This window comes from Streptomyces sp. NPDC043854 (assembly GCF_056436005.1).
In genome coordinates this window covers 1-16,207 of record NZ_JBWKDK010000091.1, presented here as the reverse complement: position 1 = coordinate 16,207, position 16,207 = coordinate 1, and the positions used below count along the sequence as shown (strand labels likewise).

Below are 16,207 nucleotides of genomic sequence, written 5' to 3'. Positions count from 1 at the left end.
TCTACTCCAGCGGCATGAAGTACGGCCAGCTGGCGCGGTGCGTTCAGCCGTAGGGCATGGCACCAGCCCTCCCATAGCAGTTACGGGACAGCCCTAGCTTGATCTTTAACCTGTGCGGCGGGGTCGTGGGGTAGTCAACTTCGCCTTCCTGGACGCTGCAGTGCCCGTTCTGCTCGGCGTGTGGACGTCGTGGCGCGGGGTGGGCCGGTGTTTTTTCGGCCAGGTGGTCGTCCCGGTCCGGGGCGGGTGGGTTTCGGTGCTCGGGCCGGGCAGACGACCCTCGGGCGGATGTGCCGGAAGTCGCGGCGGACACGTGCCGGGGTCAGCCTGTCCGAGGAGACGGGCCTCTCCCATGGGCGGCGCCGGTCGGCTGCCAGTGGCCGGGCCAGTCGCAGTTGGGTGTAGGCCGCGAGGATCAGCCAGGTCCAGCGGTCCGCGGCCTCAGGGGTGCGGATCTTCGGACAGGTCCAGCCGAGAGTCTGCTTGAACAGACGGAAGGTGTGCTCGATGTCGAAACGACGCAGATACGCCTGCCAGAGCCGGTCTGTGTCCGCTTCGCCGGCGCCGGTGCCCGACCACCACAGCCAGACTGGCTTCGGGGTGGCTCCGCTGGGCAGGTGATCGATGTCCAGGCGGATCACGGTCCCCTCGACGATCGGAAGGGTGCCGTCGGCCGCGGCCCAGGAAGAACGGTGGGTGAGCTTGGGGTGGAGCCGGTCCCACGAGCGTGCTCGGGCGGTTCCGTAGAGGCGGGTGTCGGTGACGGTTTCGGTGTCCGGGGTGCCCCAGGTGTCGGGCTGGCCGAAGACGAACTCGCCGCCGTGCCGCGGCGGACGGCCCATGGTGTGGGGCTGCCGCGGCGGGACGGCCCGACGTAGTACTCGGTCCGAACGCATCCGGGCCAGGACCTGGACCGGCAGGTCCCGTAGGAGGTGGGCCAGGCGTGGCGCGTCGTATCCGGCGTCCGCTATGACGAGGACGTCAGGGTCGCCGGCCTGCCACTGGCCTGCGGTGATGAGGCGCTCGACAAGTTCGCGCAGTTGTCGGGCGGTGACGGTGGCGGTGTCGTCCCCGGGTGCCAGGCGCAGAGCGTCCAGCGGGGCGGTCCACGAGCTGCGGCCCGGCTCCAGCGCGCAGACGATCGAGTACGGCCACCCGGGAACGGGGATGTGCTGGTCTTTGCCCCGGCCGTAGGTGTGGCACAGGATCCGCTCTGGTGAGGTGTGGGCGTTCGGCCGCAGCCAGCACGTGACATCGACGGCCAGGACCAGCCGCCCGTCGACTGCCCGTGGCAGCGGCACGGAGGCCAGGGCCTGGCGCATCCGGTCCGCGTCGATTCGGCCCTTTGAGACGGCAGCGTAAAGTCCTCCGTGCCCACGGCGGTGTTCGCCCACCAGCGACAGCTCTGCCAGCGACCTCACCGGCCCGTCACCGCACAAGAGCGCGTCGGCCAGCTCGAACAGAGCGTCCGAACGAGCGGTGAGACAGGAGTAGAACTCACCCCGGAAGCGTGACAGCTCCGCCGGCGGCTCTCGCCGGCCATCGTGATGCAGCAGACTCATCCTCGCGGCCTTCGTGCTGGACATGTGTGTTCCTTGGTCGGAGCACATGTTCAGACGAAGGTCGCTTCCGTGTACGGCGGACACCGAACCGAGTGATCAAGTACGAGCACCGTTCGAGGAGCGGTTCCTACCGGCGCTGCAGGGATCCGGGGCCGCAACGAGTGGACCAGTCGCCGGCCGGTGACAGCCGCACTCCTCCAGCCCGCACGACAACAAGCCTGTCGTCTTCGAAAGCGATTCGATCACCAGCAGCCAGGAAGAGCGGGCGCGCCAGCTCGAAGGCGTATCCGTCGTCGGTCTCGAGATCCTTCACCAGTACCAACCGCGAAGTCGGCGTGGCTCCGTCAGCTATCAGACGCATGCCGAGATGGTCCCACGGAGTCGGCGGTCACCTCGCCCCTATGCAGCGGCTGACCAACGACCCAGACGTTAAAGATCAAGTTAGATCACGCTCGTCCGTCATTGCCGCTCCCGCTGAAGGGACTGCGGCCTACCTACCCGGAGCGGCGAACGCCTACTCTCCGTCACACGACTCCCCTTCGCGCACGCTGTGCACCGAGCAGCGCCCACGCCCCCGACCAGTCCGCCAGATGGACCCGTCGCGCATCCATGATCGAATGTGCGCGCGACCAGGCGGTGCGCTGGGTTACCGTTCGCTCACATTGTGGAGGGGATGGTGAAGATCAACACCACACCGTTCGCTGGGCGCCCGGCATCCAGCCTGGGAAGGACGGCCTGACCGATCGGCAGCGGGCCGCTCTGTCCTGCATCGCCGGCTCGCCGCAGCGGAGGGGCTACCCGCCCTCGATGCGAGAGAACGGCGACACGGCGGGGGCTCTCCAGCACGGCCTCGGCGGAGCATCAGCTGAAGAGGCTGGAGAAGAAGGGCCTGGTGCCCAGGGACTTCCGCCGGCCCCGCTCATACGCGCTCACCGCTTTCGGCGAAGATCAGCTCTTGGGTCTCGCGCCCGCACTCCCCGTGCAGACCGCGCCCGCAGACGGCCCGGATCAGCTCCCGACCTTCCAGGCCAAGCCGGTGAATGGCAGCCCTACGATCGCGACCGCGCCGGACAGCGCCATCGCCCGGGCAACCGTCTCCGCGACGGACACGCCGGACAAATTGCCGCCCAGCTCACTCGAAGTCGCCGGTGAACTCATCATGCTCACGGTCGCTGACGACGCCATGTCCGGCGCGGCCATCCTGCGCGGCGACCAGGTGGGCCGTAAGGCGGACCATTCCCAGCCATGGCGACCTCGTTGCCGTCGTGCTCGTCGGGCAGATCGCCGTACGGCGCCTCAGGCGCGATGGCCCGAACGTGTGGCTGGTCCCTGAGAACGACCGGAAGCCGGCAGCAGTGGGCCCGCGGTGGCACACATCAAGGAGAAAGCCGTCGGATTCCGCGGGCGAGGGTGTTCACCACGGGCAGTGCGGCACGGGCCACGGCGTAGGAGGACCGGTGGGTGATGCGGCGCTGCCAGGCAATGTTCTGCAGCGACTGGCGCACCGCGGTACGGGCATAGGCCGGCATGTCCCGCTGGTAGGCGTGCACCGCCAGCGGAATCGTCGAGGTGCCGTCAAGCACCGGCTGCAGGCAGGTTGCCAGCAGGTCGGCGTCCCGGATCGCGGTCGCCGCCCCTTGGCCGGAGGTTGGGGGCATTGCGTGGACTGCGTCACCGATCGCGGTCACCACCCCCGCCGCCCACGGCGTGAACCTCTGTGCCGGATCTACGGCGAGATATCCGAAGCTGCTCACCGAGCTGACGTCGGCGGCTCGAACCAGATCCCGGATCCGCGGTGACCAGGCCGATACCAGCCGGTTCGCGTGGTCGTGCAGCACCGCAGGCGGGGCGCTCGCGTCGGTGTCCGTGCCGCTGGTGATCCCCCACAACACGTATCCGGGCTCAACAATCGCCGGTACCTGTCGGCATGAATCAGGATCAACAGTGACATCGGCCGGATCGAACATCGACAGGAACATGCCCGTGCCGTGCGGGCCGATCACGAACGCCATCCCCGTGGCCAGCGAGGGCGGCAACCATCGGCGCGTGCGTTCGTCGAGTGGTGTCCGGCCGGCCAGGCCCGACACCGGCAACGGACGCGCGGTCGGCTCACCGGCCAGAGCGGCGCTCACCCGTGACCGCGCACCGTCGGCTCCCACCAGCAAGTCCGCCCGCTCAGTTTGGCCGTCGGCAAAGTACGCAGTGACGGTACCGTCCTCGTTCCTGGAAAAATGTGTGAACTGCGAACCGAAGCGCACCACGTCGGACAACCCCTGAGTCAGCAGGGTCCTCAGCGGCACACGACCGATCAGCAGCTTGTCTCCCGCCTCCGAGCGCGGCAGTTCCATGAGCAGCCGCAGACGATGGTCGAACACGGAGCGATGCTGGAGCGCATTCGCACCTGCTGAACTCGCCAGCAGCGCTTGAAACACCAGAGCCGGAATCCGCCGCTGCCGAGGACGCCTCGAAGATCCGCACCGGCCACGGACCCAGGGCTTCGGCGTAGTCGGATGACGTCCGGTTCGTGATCATCCGAGGCCGAGGAGTGCGAGGGGGCGGCGCGGGTCGCGGGCGTTGCGGCGAAGGCCGGCCGCGATGTTCTTTACTCCGGCCGTGCGGAGGGCTCCGATGGCGAGGTTGCGCCAGGTGGCCATCACGCGGGGCGCGTTGCCGGTCTGCAGCTGGGAGGCGTCCTCGGCGAACGTGGTGTCGCGGACATGGTGCAGAGCCTCGATCTTCCAGTGGTCGCGGACGAGTTCGGCGAGCTGGGCCGCGGTGGCCTGCTCGGCGGTCAGGCTGGTGACGGCGCAGACCGTCTTGACGGTGGTCTTGCCGGTCTTGCGGTCGGTGCGGCGGCGCTTGATCTGGACGGCCTGGCGGGCTCCGGGGAAGAGGAGGCTGTTCACGGTGGCAACCTTGATCCGGCGGATCTCCGAGCGGCCGTGGCCGATGCCCCGGGTGCGTCCCTGAAGCGGGATGTCTTTCCAGGGAAGGGGCTTGAGCTGCTGGCGCAGCTTCTTCTGGTTGCCCTTGACGATCACGATGTAGTGGGCGCCGCGGCCGAGGAGTGCTCGCGCTGGGTGTGCATGGCATCGCTGGTGACGACGGTTCCTGCCAGGTCGGCGACGGTGTCCAGCAGCGGCTGGAAGCAGGTGATCTCGCTCGTCTTCTCGCGGACGTCCAACTGGGCCAGGACCAGGCCGGGGTGTGCTCCAGTGCGGCGAGCAGGTGGATCTTGCGGCCCTTCGCTCTGGCCGCGCCGCGCAGGCTTTTGCCGTCCACTGCGAGGCCGCGCAGCCCGGTCGCCTTCGGGCGGCGGTCGGCGAGCCATCGTCCGACCGCCCGGTCCAGCGCATCGCCGTCGAGGCGGGCCAGCAGCCGCCGGACCGTCGTTTCCGTAGGCAGGAACCGCTTCGGGAACAGTGGGTCGAGGCGTATGCCGAGGCGTTCCAGGATGTGTGGCGGGGCGTCGGCGATCCACTCGCCGACTGCCAGCACAGAGGTCGCCCCGCCAGAACTGCGCACGCGGTCAGCGCGAGCACGGCAACCAGAGCGTGCCGTACGCCGCGTGGGTCTCGCGGGTCGGGCACCTCGGCCAGCCGCTCCAGCAGGCGCGGGACCTCGTCGGATACGACCTCGGGATGCTTGCGGAGCTGGTCAAGGCCACGCGGGATCAGCGATGATGCGTCGACAGGCACGGTCTTCCACTCGGATCACGGGGCGTAGAGAACTCCATGATCCTGGAAGCCCGTGCCTGCCACGTTCCGGACACCATCGAGCTGACAGACCGCCATGAACCGGGCCCCACACGACAACGCTGAACCCCTGGACGCCGAAGCCCTACCCTTTAGCGGCCGGGGGAGAGGCGGGCGTGAAGAGTGGCTGTCCGGAGCGAGTGCTTTCGCTGCGGGCTCTCACGGCCTTCCCGTACTGATCCAGTATCTGACGGTGCTGCCCGGAGGGATGCGATCACCCGTGAAATGGGGTTCTTGTCTGACGATCCGACCAGCCGGCGTGAGAGCGTCCTGAATGGATCCGGCTTCTTCCACCTTCAGTTGCCCGATGTCCGCGCATATGCGCGCCCTGGCCGGGGTCATTCCCATAAGTACCGGAATGTCGACTTTTCCGTCTATCTCGGCGGAGCCGCAGGTGCTGAGGTCGCCAACGGCCCGGGGGTCCTCACCGGTGGAGACCCAGACGGTGACGGTGCTGCCCGGCTCGACATAATTGTCCGATTCGGGCTCCTGCTTGGTCACCGTATTCTTGTCATGCTTATCTCCGGTCCTGGTCTTCTGCACCAGTTTCAGTCCGGCGATCTCAGCGCAGGTCTTTGCTTTCTCGGGCGACATGCGCCCGAACATGGGAACTCTCGTCTTACCGTCTTGCTTTTCCCGGTCGCAGAGGGTGAGATCTCCGGTGGCCCGTGGATCCGGGGTGCCCAACGAGGACGAGGACAGGGATCCTGCGTTCATCTTGGCGTAGAACACCAAGGCCGTGAGGACGATAGGAGCCGCGATGAAGACGAACTGTCGGAAATGCGGGTCCCGCCGTAGCGCGTCGAGACGCCCCGGTCGCCTCGGGCGGTCGGGCGCGGCACCCGCATGGGTACTGGGCGTGGCCCTGGCCCTGGCGGGGGCGGCGATTGTGAGGGCGTCGTGCGAGGGTATCTGCCGGGTGGACGTCCGGCTGGTGACGGGCTGGCGGATGGCCTCCGCCATGGCCTGAGCGGTCTGGTACCGCTGTGCGGGGTCCTTGCTGAGGGCGCGTGCGACGATCTCGTCGATGACCGGCGGAAGCGAGGGATTGACCGACGATGGGGTCGGTGCGGGTTGCTGTACGTGCTGGTAGAGCACGCTCATCGTGGATTCGCCATCGAATGCCCGCTTGCCTGTGATCAGTTCGAAGAGCATGCAGCCGACGGAGTAGAGATCGGAGCGGGCGTCGGCGGGCTTTCCCAGCGCTTGCTCAGGGGAGAGGTACTGCGGTGTGCCGAGAATGGTGCCTGTTCGGGTCATGGCGGTGGCGTCGGACTGCAGAGCACGGGCGATACCGAAGTCCATGACTTTGACTGCGCCGTCGTCGGTCACCATCACGTTGGCGGGTTTGATGTCCCGGTGGACCAAACCATGCCGGTGGCTGCATGTGAGCGCATCCAGCACGCCTGCGGTTATCGCCAGTGCCCGCTCAAGTGCCATCGCATTGTCTGGTGAGGGTGAGGCGGCGCTGTCCTGGATCAGCTGACGCAGAGAGCGGCCTTGCACGTACTCCATGACGATGTACTGCACGACGCCTCCGTCGCCGATGTCCTCCCCGCTGTCGTGGACCGCCACGATATTGGCGTGGTTGAGCGCGGCGACAGCCTGGGCCTCACGGCGGAACCGCTCACGGAAAGACGGATCATGAGCCAGTTCGGAATGCAGCATCTTCACCGCAACGGTTCGGCCCAGCACCGAGTCGTGGGCACGGTAGACAGAGGCCATCCCGCCTTCTCCAAGCGGAGCCTGGAGTACGTAGCGTCCCTGACCGACTGCCGCTCCCGTGAACTCGAGCTCGCTCTCTCCCACGCCCATCGCCCTCGTTCTTCCCCCGGTTTGCGCACCGCTGCCCCCAAGGGCGCACTGCGACAATGTTGTTGGTTCCCACCCGAGCAGGGCGCGAGCTCAGATTTTGTCCCGGACATGACCGGCCGGCTGGAGCGGCACGCTACCACGACGACGACCACGCGCTTCCTTGCGGTGGATACGCTGCGACGGCCTGACCGGCGGCTTGCCTGCTGCTCACCCGGCCTCGCAGGGCAGGTTCCCGCTACCGGGGTGAGCACGACGGGTTCCGGATCGAGATGACCTGGTCATCGCTGGGGCGCGTTGGCGGCCTGGGATCGTCTCTCAGGAGTCCTGGCCCAACTCGCATAGCGAAGGGGCAGGGAGCGTGTGCCATCAGCCTCGAGTCCGTGCGGCCACAGGCTGCTGAAGAAGCGCGCCGCACCGGCTCCGTGGTCGGCGGCTTGCAGGGCCAGGCGTTCGGCCTCGTGATGGTCCCCGGCATTCTCCCGCATCCGCGCCAGCCAGTACAGGGCCCGGGTGTCGCCGTGGTCGGCGGCCTGGTCGTACTCGCGTGCGCCGATGTGGGTCAGGCCCGAGGCGTCGTCGATGCCGACGCCCAGGGCGATGACCGTGTTGACGGTGCCCTGGTGGTCGGAGAGGAGGACGTCCAGCTTGTGGCCCGTCGAGGCGCCGTTCACCGCCGTCCGGATGACCGTGGGGGCGCCGGCCTGGGGCCGTTCTTGCGGCCCACCGGCCCCAGCAGCCGGGTCTCGAGTTCATGGCCCCAGGCACGCGTGGGCACGTCATTGATCACACTCGTGGACTGCTCAGCCCGCCGTCACTACATGCGGCGTGGGCACACGTTCGCGGGACGGTCCGCCAAGACCGTCCCGCACCCATCACCAGCCCGCTAGACTCCCCACACTCAAGCCGTTGACCAGCGGTAATGGAGAAGTCCGGCTGGAGTACTAGCGGGCTGGGCTGCTTCTGCATGTCGTTGTCGGTGAACTCAACCTCGGGGGCGTTGGGATTGCCCTTCGGAATTACGATCTCCGGAAGCGTGTTCCAAGCGGCGACTGCCAGGCGAAGGCCATCGAGGCGGAGGAGTGGGACGACGACGAGCACAAGGAGCAGTACCAGGTGCCGGAGGTGCCCGAGCAGAAGGCCGACGGCTGGCTCTCGCACTGGCGCTCCTGACCTGGACAAGCCTCCGGCCAGTGGCGCGGGCAAGCCCAAGGAGACCCTGGGAAAGCCCCCAGTGGGCGAGCGGCTTGCCCAGCGGCCCGGTTCCCATCCCCCAGAAGTCCGCGCTGCCCGTGGTCGGGAGGGTGGGGCGGTTTGTGCGCGTCCCTGCTGCCAGCGGAGCGTTAGGGGTGGGGTGGGGTGACCTGGGCTTCGGTTCTGGGGGCGGGGGTGAGGGGCTTCCCGTTCAGCTCGGTCGCGCCGGGCCGGTCCCACCACAGGTCGCCTTCTGAGGTCAGGAACGGTACCTGTCGGTCGACGTCGGAGCCGTGGTCGAGGGCGTCGGCGACCGCTGTCAGGTAGACGGCCAGTGAGGGCCATCCGTCCTCGAAGTGGCCGGTGTCGTCGTGTGTCGCATTGCCCAGGCGGCCCTGGCCGGGCCCCTCGCGCATGTCGATGATCTGGGAGTCGCCGTCGCTCTGTGCCCAGGGGATCCACAGCGGGTGCCACCAGGGTTCATCGGCCCATTCAGGGGGCTCGGTGAGGTCGGGGTCGTCCCCGGCGATCTCCACGCACATCTGCCAGTGGTCGAGGATTTCTGCGACGGACACGGGAGGTCGGTCGGGGACCAGGGTGGCCCACTGGGTGATCCCGTTGTGGCAGGCCAGTGACTCCAGGAGGTCGGTGGGGAAGCGCATCCCCATTGCTTCCTGTGCAGCTTCGACTTCGGCGGGGTCGGCCGGCGGCGCGAGCAGCACGTAGGAGGCAGGGGCGTGCTGCTGCATCCACGTGTCGATCCTGGCCCAGGAGCGGGCTACCGGCTGGGGTGCGGGGAAGGTGAGCACCCTGCGCAGGAGCTGCAGGCTGCGAAGCCAATAGGGGTACTTGTCCGTCTCGGCCCAGAGTTCCCGCAGCTCGGGTTCGGCTTGGACCCGGTCCAGGGCGCGGTCGGCGATGCCCTGCAGGTCGGCCGGAAGTGCGGGGACGGGCAGGTTCGGCCCGTACGTGCTGGTGACGGGACGGCCGCCGGGGCACTGGGCGGCGACGAGGGCAGCCGCCGCCACCGCTTTGGCCGCCAAGTGCTGGTCGAGGGGGTCGTCGGCGCTGAGGACGCGGACGAGCGCGTCCCGAACGAGGCCGGGCCGGTCGGCGTCGGCGGCCTCGTCGAGGAAGGCGCAGAAGTCTGCGGCGGTGTCGTTGTCGAAGGGGCCGACGTCCCAGGTGCCCATGGGTCTCCTTGCGGTGGGGGTCCTCCGGGATAGTGCCAGGCGGCACCGACAACAGCAGGCTCAGGCGTCGTACTCGACGAGACTTCCTGGTGCGACCTCTGGGCCCGATCGGTGCCGGGTTGGCGGCGGACCGGCTGACGGCGGCTGCTGGCGCGGCTGAGGCGGTGGCGGTTGGTGCGGCCGAAGGAGGCCGGGAGCGGGGCGGTCCCGCAGAGGTGGGCGAAGGATGCTTCTGAGCGGAGTCGGTCGGGGTTGTCACGTGTGCTCGTCAGCAGCTGCCCGTCGGTCTCGCACCGGGTGCCGCCCTGGCTGACGCGCGTGTGGCAGAGATCGCCTGAAAGGGGATTGATCATGACTTGGGGTAACGGCTTACGGTGGGCCGCGACCAACGCGCTATGCGCGAGTAAAAAGGGCAGTTTCTGCTGCCAGGGGGAGCGCGGTCCGGACTGGTCCGCGCCCGTAGGGAATGCATGTACCACCATCTCAAACAGAAGATCGTCACACTCCTCACCGTCCTGTGCCTGACCATCGGGACGGGTGTGGGGACGGCTGCGGCTGCGGAGCCTGCCGAGGGTGAGCCCACGCTTCTGGAGATCGCTGCGCGGGTTTCGCAGTACTCCAAGTGCCGGGAACGGCCCCTGCTGGAGCGGCCCAGGTGCCACAAGGAGTTCGCTCTCAAGTCCGTCAAGCTCGGTCTCGGCGTCGGGGTTTTCGTCTACCTCTTGGGGGATCCGACAGAGGGCGGCGGCACCTCCTTCGACGCGCTCAACAAGGAGCTCGGCGAGCTCACCAAGCTCCGGCCGCTCCTCACACTGGATCCCAAGCAGCAGGCTGACCCGGAGAAGAAGCGGCAGGCCCTCCAGCAGGCGCTGAAGACGTTCAAGGCCGCCAAACCGCACCTGGACAACCTTCGGACCAACCTGGTCACCATCTCCCGCCTCGTCGGCGCCGAGAACGAGTCGGCCGAAGTCCTGGCCATGCTCGTCGCCGCAAACTACGTCCCCCCAGGCGAAGGCCGGCCGGAGATCGTCATTGACGGTAACCCGATCGGACAGTGGTTCGATGAGTTGAACGCCGCCTTCGACCAGGCAATCGCCGGCATGAACATGTCGGTCGAGGCTCTCGATGAGATGAACGCCGCCCTGGACGGCATCAACGAGACCTTCGACGAAATGAACACGGCCCTCCAAGGGGCCGCCAGGGGCATGGACAAGGCCAACCAGGGCGTGGCCGAGATGAACGAGGGCATCGCCCAGGTGAACAAGGCCGTCACCGGGTTCAACAAGGCAGCCGACGGCATCCTCAAAGTCTCCGACGTCAACTTCGACTTCTCCCACGTCGGAGAGGCAGTCGGCACGACCAACACCACGCCCGAGGAGAACGCAGCCCGCGACGCACGCATGGGCGCGCTCCTCAACGTCCTGCCCGGCATCGGAGACGGCAAGGGCATCGTCGACGCAATCACCGGCAAGGACATGGCAGCCGGTGACAAGCTCAGCCGCACCGACCGCGCCCTCGGCGCACTCGCCGTGATGCGCTGGCTCAAGACCGGCGGCAAACTCATCCCCGACGACATCCGCAAGGCTCAGCGGCGCATGAAGTGCGACAGCTTCCCGGCTGGTACGCAGGTGCTGATGGCCAACGGTTCCACGAAGCCGATCGAGGGCGTACAGGTGGGTGACGCGGTCCTCGCCTCCGACCCCGCCTCGGGCACTACCGGAGCCCGCCGCGTCGACGACACGATCCGCACACCCGACGACCGGGACTTCACCGGCATCACCCTGGACGCCGCCCTGGGCGGAGGCTCCCTCACCGCCACCGACCACCACCCGTTCTGGACACAGAACCGGGGGCAGTGGACCCACGCCGTGGACCTGAACGCGGGGGACACTCTGCGTACCCCGGACGGCTCCACCGCGCAGATCCAGCAGGTCACGCACTGGAAGACCCTCCAGCCGGCTTACAACCTGACCGTCAATGACCTGCATACCTACTATGTACTGGCTGGCAAGACCCCGGTACTCGTCCACAACGTATCGTGCGACATCATCCCCGGCGAGATCCCCGACGCCGCGGCCATCGACCGCGGTTCGCTGGTGAAGCTGAAGGAAAAGCAGCTCGAGAAGGCTCTCAAGAGCATGGGAGAGGACCCGCACGGCTTCAAGGCTGACTGGGTTGGTAAGAACATGGTCTCCAGGTTCGACGCGATGCGCGACGGCGACAGCCGGATCGTCCTCGTGAGCAAGGACGGCAGGATCCTGGTCCCGACGAACTACAGGTATCGCCCGTGAGCGCCTTCCGCATCTACCTGAGGGTGGTCAGCGAGACCCTGCAGCCGGAGGCCATCTCCCGGCGTCTGGGAGTGGAGCCCGACGAGTCGACGTCGATCGGCAGCCGCCGACGTTCTCAGTCGCCCCCGCGCTCCCACTCCACCTGGATCCGCCGCGCCGGCCACGCCCGACCGGAGGACCTGGAGTCGGTGATCCTCGCGTGGGGGCAGGACTTCGCCGAGTCCCTGGGCCGCCTCGCCGTCTCCGGTGACGCCGCCGTCTGCCTGGAAATCGTCCAAGAGATCAGAGACCCCGACGACCCTGCGCAAAAGGGCATCTTCCTCAGCCCGGCCCTCGTGTCCTGGCTGGCTACGTCCCATGCCTCCCTGGACATCGACCAGTACGTCTACACAGACCCGCAGTAACCCCAAGTCCCGCTGGCACCGCCAGCGGGACTTGTGCGCTCTACCCCACAACCCGGATAGCCGAGCGGGCCCCGCGGCATGGGGGGAGCCGCGACGTCTTGGATGCGATCCTCGTCCGTCCGGACCGGACGGTGGCGGCTACTGGCAGTCGTATGAGTTCGACGGCATCGGCAACCGCACCGACCTGACCAACCACAACCTCAACCAGGAAAATTCAGGCAAGTTGGACGTACGCGCCTAGAACTGCGCACGCGTGCGCGAGGGAGAAACTCACCCGTCCGGGGGCACAGACGGCGGCAAGACAAGAGCCCCGGGCGATGACGCCCGGGGCTCTCGACCAGCCCACCGGGCGGCGGTGACGTCACGCCCCACTCCACCCCAGCTCGATGAGCGCCGCCCGCTGCTCCGCGGTGAGCTTGTTCCGGCGGGTCTTGGTGTTCGAGACCCACACGCCCAGCTTGACGATCACCGGCTCTGCCTCGCTGTCGATCGCGATCTCTTCGCTGTGGCCGCGCGGCACCAGCCGGTCCGCGCCCTCACGTTCCACCCACTGCGCGAGCGCCGTCAGACCCCGCTGGAACGCCTGCTGCGCCTTGTTTGTGCCCTTCACCGCGGGCCCCGCCGCCGGGGCCACAGAGGGCGCCCGGAGCGGCTGGACGCCCAGCTTGGTCAGCCGCTCCTGCTGTTTGGGCAGGAGCCGTGCCAGGTGGCCGGCTGCTTCTGTTGCTGGAGCCACTTGCCGAGGTCGTCGCCGTCCATCAGGACGCCGGGTGCGATGTCGGGTGCGATGTCGGGCAGGTGGCCGTCGTCGTCGACCAGGTCGGCGAGGACGCGGTGGTGCCGTTGCCAGTCCAGCGGCCACGGGCAGTTCCAGTCCGGGTCGATTGCCGTCGGCTGGGCCGCGCGTTCCGCCGCCCGCTGCGGCTCCTTGCCCAGGCCGTTCCGTCGGAGGTTGGCCATGTGCTGTCCGATGGGCATCATCGCCTCGCCTTCGCCCCAGACCGCGTCCTGGCGCGGGGCGAGTGCCCGTTTGCCCGCCGGTAGGACCGCAGCGCGGCGAGCTTGGCCTCCCACGCTCTTCGCCGGGCTCCCACACCTACAAAGCCATTCCCTCCTCGGCTGGCGGCGCACGCTCCGTGGGCGGGTGTGTGGCTGGTCACGGACAGATCGGGCCGGCAAGGGGGGAAGCATGGCATACGGGGCGCCGGTGGCTGTGGACGAGCGAGTCAGAACATACGTTGGTCAAGGGGTGCCTCTTCACGGTGGCCTCCGGCTCGCGTGCCAGGTGCGCGCGGGCCTGGCACACCGCCGACCCGGCCGCACGGCTGCAGTGAAGAGGACTCGATGACCACCGCCAACCCCACGCCGTCCCCGGAGAGCCACCACCCGCAGCCCGGGCGGACTGCCGATCACGCTGCGCCGGCCCCCTGCGCCTGCAGCTGCATGCCCCGGCGCTGTGACGCCCCTGCGCCGGCCGTGGCCACCGGTGGCTGCCGGGCCGCTCACATGGAGGCTGACGCTGCGGGCGACGCGGCGCGCCGCCACTGGCGACGACCGCTGTCCCTGGGGCGTGGTCGGGAGTGCTTTAGGTTGGCTCACATGAGTGCGCGGGGGCGGAGTTACCAATATGTCGGACCGGTCGAACTGAAGGCTGCGGTCCGGCCTGGCAGCGGTGGGTGCCGGATCAGCTCGGCGGCTGAGTTCGGCGACTGGATCTCTGAGCGATCGGGGGCGGAGCTGGCCGAACCGTTCACCTTCGTGGTCGGCACGGACGGTGTGCTTCGGCTGGCGCCGCGGCGAAGCGAGCATGTGGCCTGTGCCGGCGGAGCCATGGTTCTGGGTGCTGGCGAGATTGGGTTCGTGCGTGAGGCGGACTGGTGGGCCGTGAGCGAGGTCAGCAACCAGTCCACCGGGTACTGCCCGGACGTCACCTCCTGGTCGGAAGTCGCGCGTGCTCTGGACGATGTAGGGCTCGGGCGGCCCTCCGGCTTCACCCATGAGGTGGTGTTCCGGCGGTGTCCTGGCTGTCAGGAGCACAACATTGTGCGCGAGGACGACTTCGTCTGCGTCTTCTGCGGCAGCGACCTGCCCGAGACGTGGAACGTGGATCCCACCGCGTGACGGCCGAGGGTCACAACCACTCGTTGATGGCAGCTACGAGGACGGTCACCTCGTAGCGGACCGCGATCTTGGCATATCGCGTGGTGACGGCGCGGTGTCTCTTGAGGCGGTTGATCCCGCACTCAACCGGGTGGCGCTCGCGGTAGTCCACCGGGTCGAAATGCTGCGGTCGGCCGCCGCGGCAGCCGATCTTCTGATGTTTGCGCGCTTGGTCGGCCTTGTCCGGCGATGGTGCAGCGGATTCTGCGGCGGAGGTAGGCGCGGTTCTTGCGGGATGCGTACGCTTTGTCCGCGCGGACCCGCTTGGGGTGGACGCGTGGCTGGCCCGGCCCGATGCGGGGCGCGCGGATCTTCGTCCAGCGGCCTCGGGCAGTTCCAGTGCTCACCGCCCGAGGACACCGCGAAGCGAAGAAGCTCCTGGAGCCGAAGGGCATACGGATCTCCGCACTGTGCAAGCAGGAGTACGACCCGGTCACCGGGGAACTGCTCGCCACCGGCTACAGCGACCACGCTGCGGCGGTCACCTCGACGGCTGCCGAACTCCACCGTGCCGGGATCGGCCACCGGCTCGGCGGCTTCTGAGATCAGGTCAACGACCCGGGCCTTCTTCGTTGTCTGGACCTCGCGATTTTCGGTGCGCCCTCCACGTACCTCAACTTGTAGGAATGTTCTGGCCGGAGGGTGTTGGCGCACCACTCGCACACCTCACCGGCATCCAGCATCCCCGGGACCCATTTTCGCTGACCTGCGTGATACGCCGTGATCCGCTCCGGTGCCGCTGGGCCGGACGCGTGATGTTGGGCCCATCGAAGACCTCGGCGGTTGTACGCGCCGGGCGGGTGGTGACTCAATGGCTCCGGCAGCGGCCGCCGCCTGCAGGTAAGGAGATGGGGCATGTCACGGGTCGAAGTGAACGGCGTCGAGCTCTTCTACGAGGCGGGCGGGGACGGTGATCCGCTGATCCTGGTGCATGGCTCCTGGAGCGACCACAACCACTGGGCTCCGGTCCTGCACGCCCTCGCGCTGAGATACCGAGTGCTCGTCTACGACCGGCGGGGGCACAGCCAGAGCGAACGTCCGCCGGGGCCTGGGTCCCGGTTCGAGGACGAGGAAGACCTGGCCGCTCTGATGAAGACTCTCGGGTTCGCGCCGGCGTACGTCGCGGGCAACTCCTACGGCGCCTCGATCGCACTCGGCCTGGCCGCCCGACATCCGGAGCTCTTCCGGGGCCTCATCGCCCACGAACCTCCCCTCATGGGCATCGTGGCCGACGACCCCGAGCTTCAGCCTCTGATGGCGGCCAACGGCGAGAAGATCGAATCCGTCCTCGACCACCTGAGGGCGGACGAGACCCTCGCAGCAGCACGCCAGTTCGTGGACGAGGTTGCACTGGGGCCCGGGGCCTGGGAGCAACTGCCGGATCAGCTCCGCGAGACGTTCCTCACCAACGCCCCCACCTTCGCGGACGAGCAGGCCGACCCTGGTTGGGCCAACCTCGACCTCGCCCGCCTCTCCGGCTACACCGGCCCCGCCGTCCTGACCAAGGGCACCGAGAGCCCGCCGTGGTTCGCCACGATCACCGACCGACTCTCCGGTGCACTGCCCCAAGCGCACACGCACACCTTCGACGGGGCCGGACACATCCCCCACGTCACTCACCCGGACGACTACGCGGACCGTGTGATCAGCTTCATCGAAACAAGCGGCCGACCTTGACAACCGACGCGCCCAACGGGGTAGGGCCGCCCGTGGAGCGTCCGGTCAGCGGTGACTGACAGGTGGGCCTTGACCCCGAATCCTGGGCACGGGTTATGCGGCTGGTGCCAGCGTAGTTGATGTTGTCTCGGACGCTGTCTCGTAAGCGATGGGGCTGCG

General features: G+C 68.1%; 11 protein-coding genes and 6 pseudogenes. 7 read left to right on the top strand and 10 right to left on the bottom strand.

Going from position 1 to position 16,207, the window contains the following annotated elements; genetic code table 11:
- Positions 1–105 precede the first annotated feature (105 nt).
- A pseudogene (locus tag AC068A_RS36035) lies at positions 106–1,562 on the bottom strand (NF041680 family putative transposase).
- A gap of 609 nt (positions 1,563–2,171) precedes the next feature.
- On the opposite strand from AC068A_RS36035, the pseudogene AC068A_RS36030 reads away from it, so the two are divergent.
- Positions 2,172–2,345: pseudogene (locus AC068A_RS36030) on the top strand (hypothetical protein); the annotation flags it as partial.
- A pseudogene (locus AC068A_RS36025) lies at positions 2,305–2,439 on the top strand (hypothetical protein); the annotation flags it as partial. The pseudogenes AC068A_RS36030 and AC068A_RS36025, both read left to right, overlap by 41 nt.
- 499 nt (positions 2,440–2,938) lie before the next feature.
- On the opposite strand, the gene AC068A_RS36020 reads toward AC068A_RS36025, so the two are convergent.
- From AC068A_RS36020 to AC068A_RS35990, 7 genes and pseudogenes are all read right to left on the bottom strand, one after another.
- Complete coding sequence (locus tag AC068A_RS36020; protein ID WP_478590516.1) at positions 2,939–3,937, bottom strand: FAD-dependent oxidoreductase; 999 nt, start codon at positions 3,935–3,937, stop codon at positions 2,939–2,941.
- Positions 3,938–4,090: 153 nt separating this feature from the next.
- On the bottom strand, positions 4,091–4,603 hold the full coding sequence (locus AC068A_RS36015) for an ISAs1 family transposase (RefSeq protein ID WP_478590517.1): 513 nt from the start codon (positions 4,601–4,603) through the stop codon (positions 4,091–4,093).
- Entirely contained in the window at positions 4,600–4,746 is a 147-nt protein-coding gene (locus AC068A_RS36010) for a hypothetical protein (protein ID WP_478590518.1), read from the bottom strand. Before AC068A_RS36010 ends, AC068A_RS36015 begins: the two co-directional genes overlap by 4 nt.
- A gap of 730 nt (positions 4,747–5,476) precedes the next feature.
- Positions 5,477–7,042, bottom strand: a complete 1,566-nt coding sequence (locus AC068A_RS36005; protein ID WP_478590515.1) for a protein kinase domain-containing protein — start codon at positions 7,040–7,042, stop codon at positions 5,477–5,479.
- A 368-nt stretch (positions 7,043–7,410) separates the two neighbouring features.
- Positions 7,411–7,803 (bottom strand): hypothetical protein, encoded by a 393-nt coding sequence (locus AC068A_RS36000; protein WP_478590514.1) that lies wholly within the window; start codon positions 7,801–7,803, stop codon positions 7,411–7,413.
- Between the two features lie 669 nt (positions 7,804–8,472).
- Complete coding sequence (locus AC068A_RS35995; RefSeq protein ID WP_478590513.1) at positions 8,473–9,516, bottom strand: DUF4259 domain-containing protein; 1,044 nt, start codon at positions 9,514–9,516, stop codon at positions 8,473–8,475.
- 137 nt (positions 9,517–9,653) lie between these two features.
- Positions 9,654–9,818 (bottom strand): annotated as a pseudogene (locus AC068A_RS35990) (transposase); the annotation flags it as partial.
- 168 nt (positions 9,819–9,986) lie between these two features.
- Here AC068A_RS35990 and AC068A_RS35985 point away from each other — a divergent pair.
- Positions 9,987–11,807 carry a polymorphic toxin-type HINT domain-containing protein gene (locus AC068A_RS35985; protein WP_478590512.1) on the top strand — a complete coding sequence of 607 codons (1,821 nt, stop codon included), beginning with the start codon at positions 9,987–9,989 and terminating at the stop codon, positions 11,805–11,807.
- A complete protein-coding gene (locus tag AC068A_RS35980) occupies positions 11,804–12,211 on the top strand; it encodes a DUF4279 domain-containing protein (RefSeq protein WP_478590511.1) in 408 nt (135 codons plus the stop codon). The genes AC068A_RS35985 and AC068A_RS35980 overlap by 4 nt, the downstream gene beginning before the upstream one ends.
- 361 nt (positions 12,212–12,572) lie before the next feature.
- Here AC068A_RS35980 and AC068A_RS35975 read toward each other — a convergent pair.
- Positions 12,573–13,307, bottom strand: a pseudogene (locus AC068A_RS35975) (helicase associated domain-containing protein); the annotation flags it as partial.
- Positions 13,308–13,810: 503 nt separating this feature from the next.
- On the opposite strand from AC068A_RS35975, the gene AC068A_RS35970 reads away from it, so the two are divergent.
- Entirely contained in the window at positions 13,811–14,332 is a 522-nt protein-coding gene (locus AC068A_RS35970) for a hypothetical protein (RefSeq protein ID WP_478590510.1), read from the top strand.
- Positions 14,333–14,342: 10 nt separating this feature from the next.
- On the opposite strand, the pseudogene AC068A_RS35965 reads toward AC068A_RS35970, so the two are convergent.
- Positions 14,343–14,685: pseudogene (locus tag AC068A_RS35965) on the bottom strand (transposase family protein); the annotation flags it as partial.
- Between the two features lie 25 nt (positions 14,686–14,710).
- Here AC068A_RS35965 and AC068A_RS35960 point away from each other — a divergent pair.
- Both AC068A_RS35960 and AC068A_RS35955 read left to right on the top strand, forming a co-directional pair.
- Complete coding sequence (locus AC068A_RS35960) at positions 14,711–14,914, top strand: hypothetical protein (protein ID WP_478590509.1); 204 nt, start codon at positions 14,711–14,713, stop codon at positions 14,912–14,914.
- A gap of 312 nt (positions 14,915–15,226) precedes the next feature.
- Positions 15,227–16,048 carry an alpha/beta fold hydrolase gene (locus AC068A_RS35955; protein WP_478590508.1) on the top strand — a complete coding sequence of 274 codons (822 nt, stop codon included), beginning with the start codon at positions 15,227–15,229 and terminating at the stop codon, positions 16,046–16,048.
- Positions 16,049–16,207: the final 159 nt, after the last annotated feature.

Excerpts from the sequence above, each read along its gene's own strand:
- AC068A_RS36005 (WP_478590515.1), bottom strand. The coding sequence starts at position 7,042 with ATGGCCTCTGTCTACCGTGCCCACGACTCGGTGCTGGGCCGAACCGTT.
- AC068A_RS35970 (WP_478590510.1), top strand. The coding sequence starts at position 13,811 with ATGAGTGCGCGGGGGCGGAGTTACCAATATGTCGGACCGGTCGAACTG.
- AC068A_RS35995 (WP_478590513.1), bottom strand. The coding sequence starts at position 9,516 with ATGGGCACCTGGGACGTCGGCCCCTTCGACAACGACACCGCCGCAGAC.
- AC068A_RS35985 (WP_478590512.1), top strand. The coding sequence starts at position 9,987 with ATGTACCACCATCTCAAACAGAAGATCGTCACACTCCTCACCGTCCTG.
- AC068A_RS35955 (WP_478590508.1), top strand. The coding sequence starts at position 15,227 with ATGTCACGGGTCGAAGTGAACGGCGTCGAGCTCTTCTACGAGGCGGGC.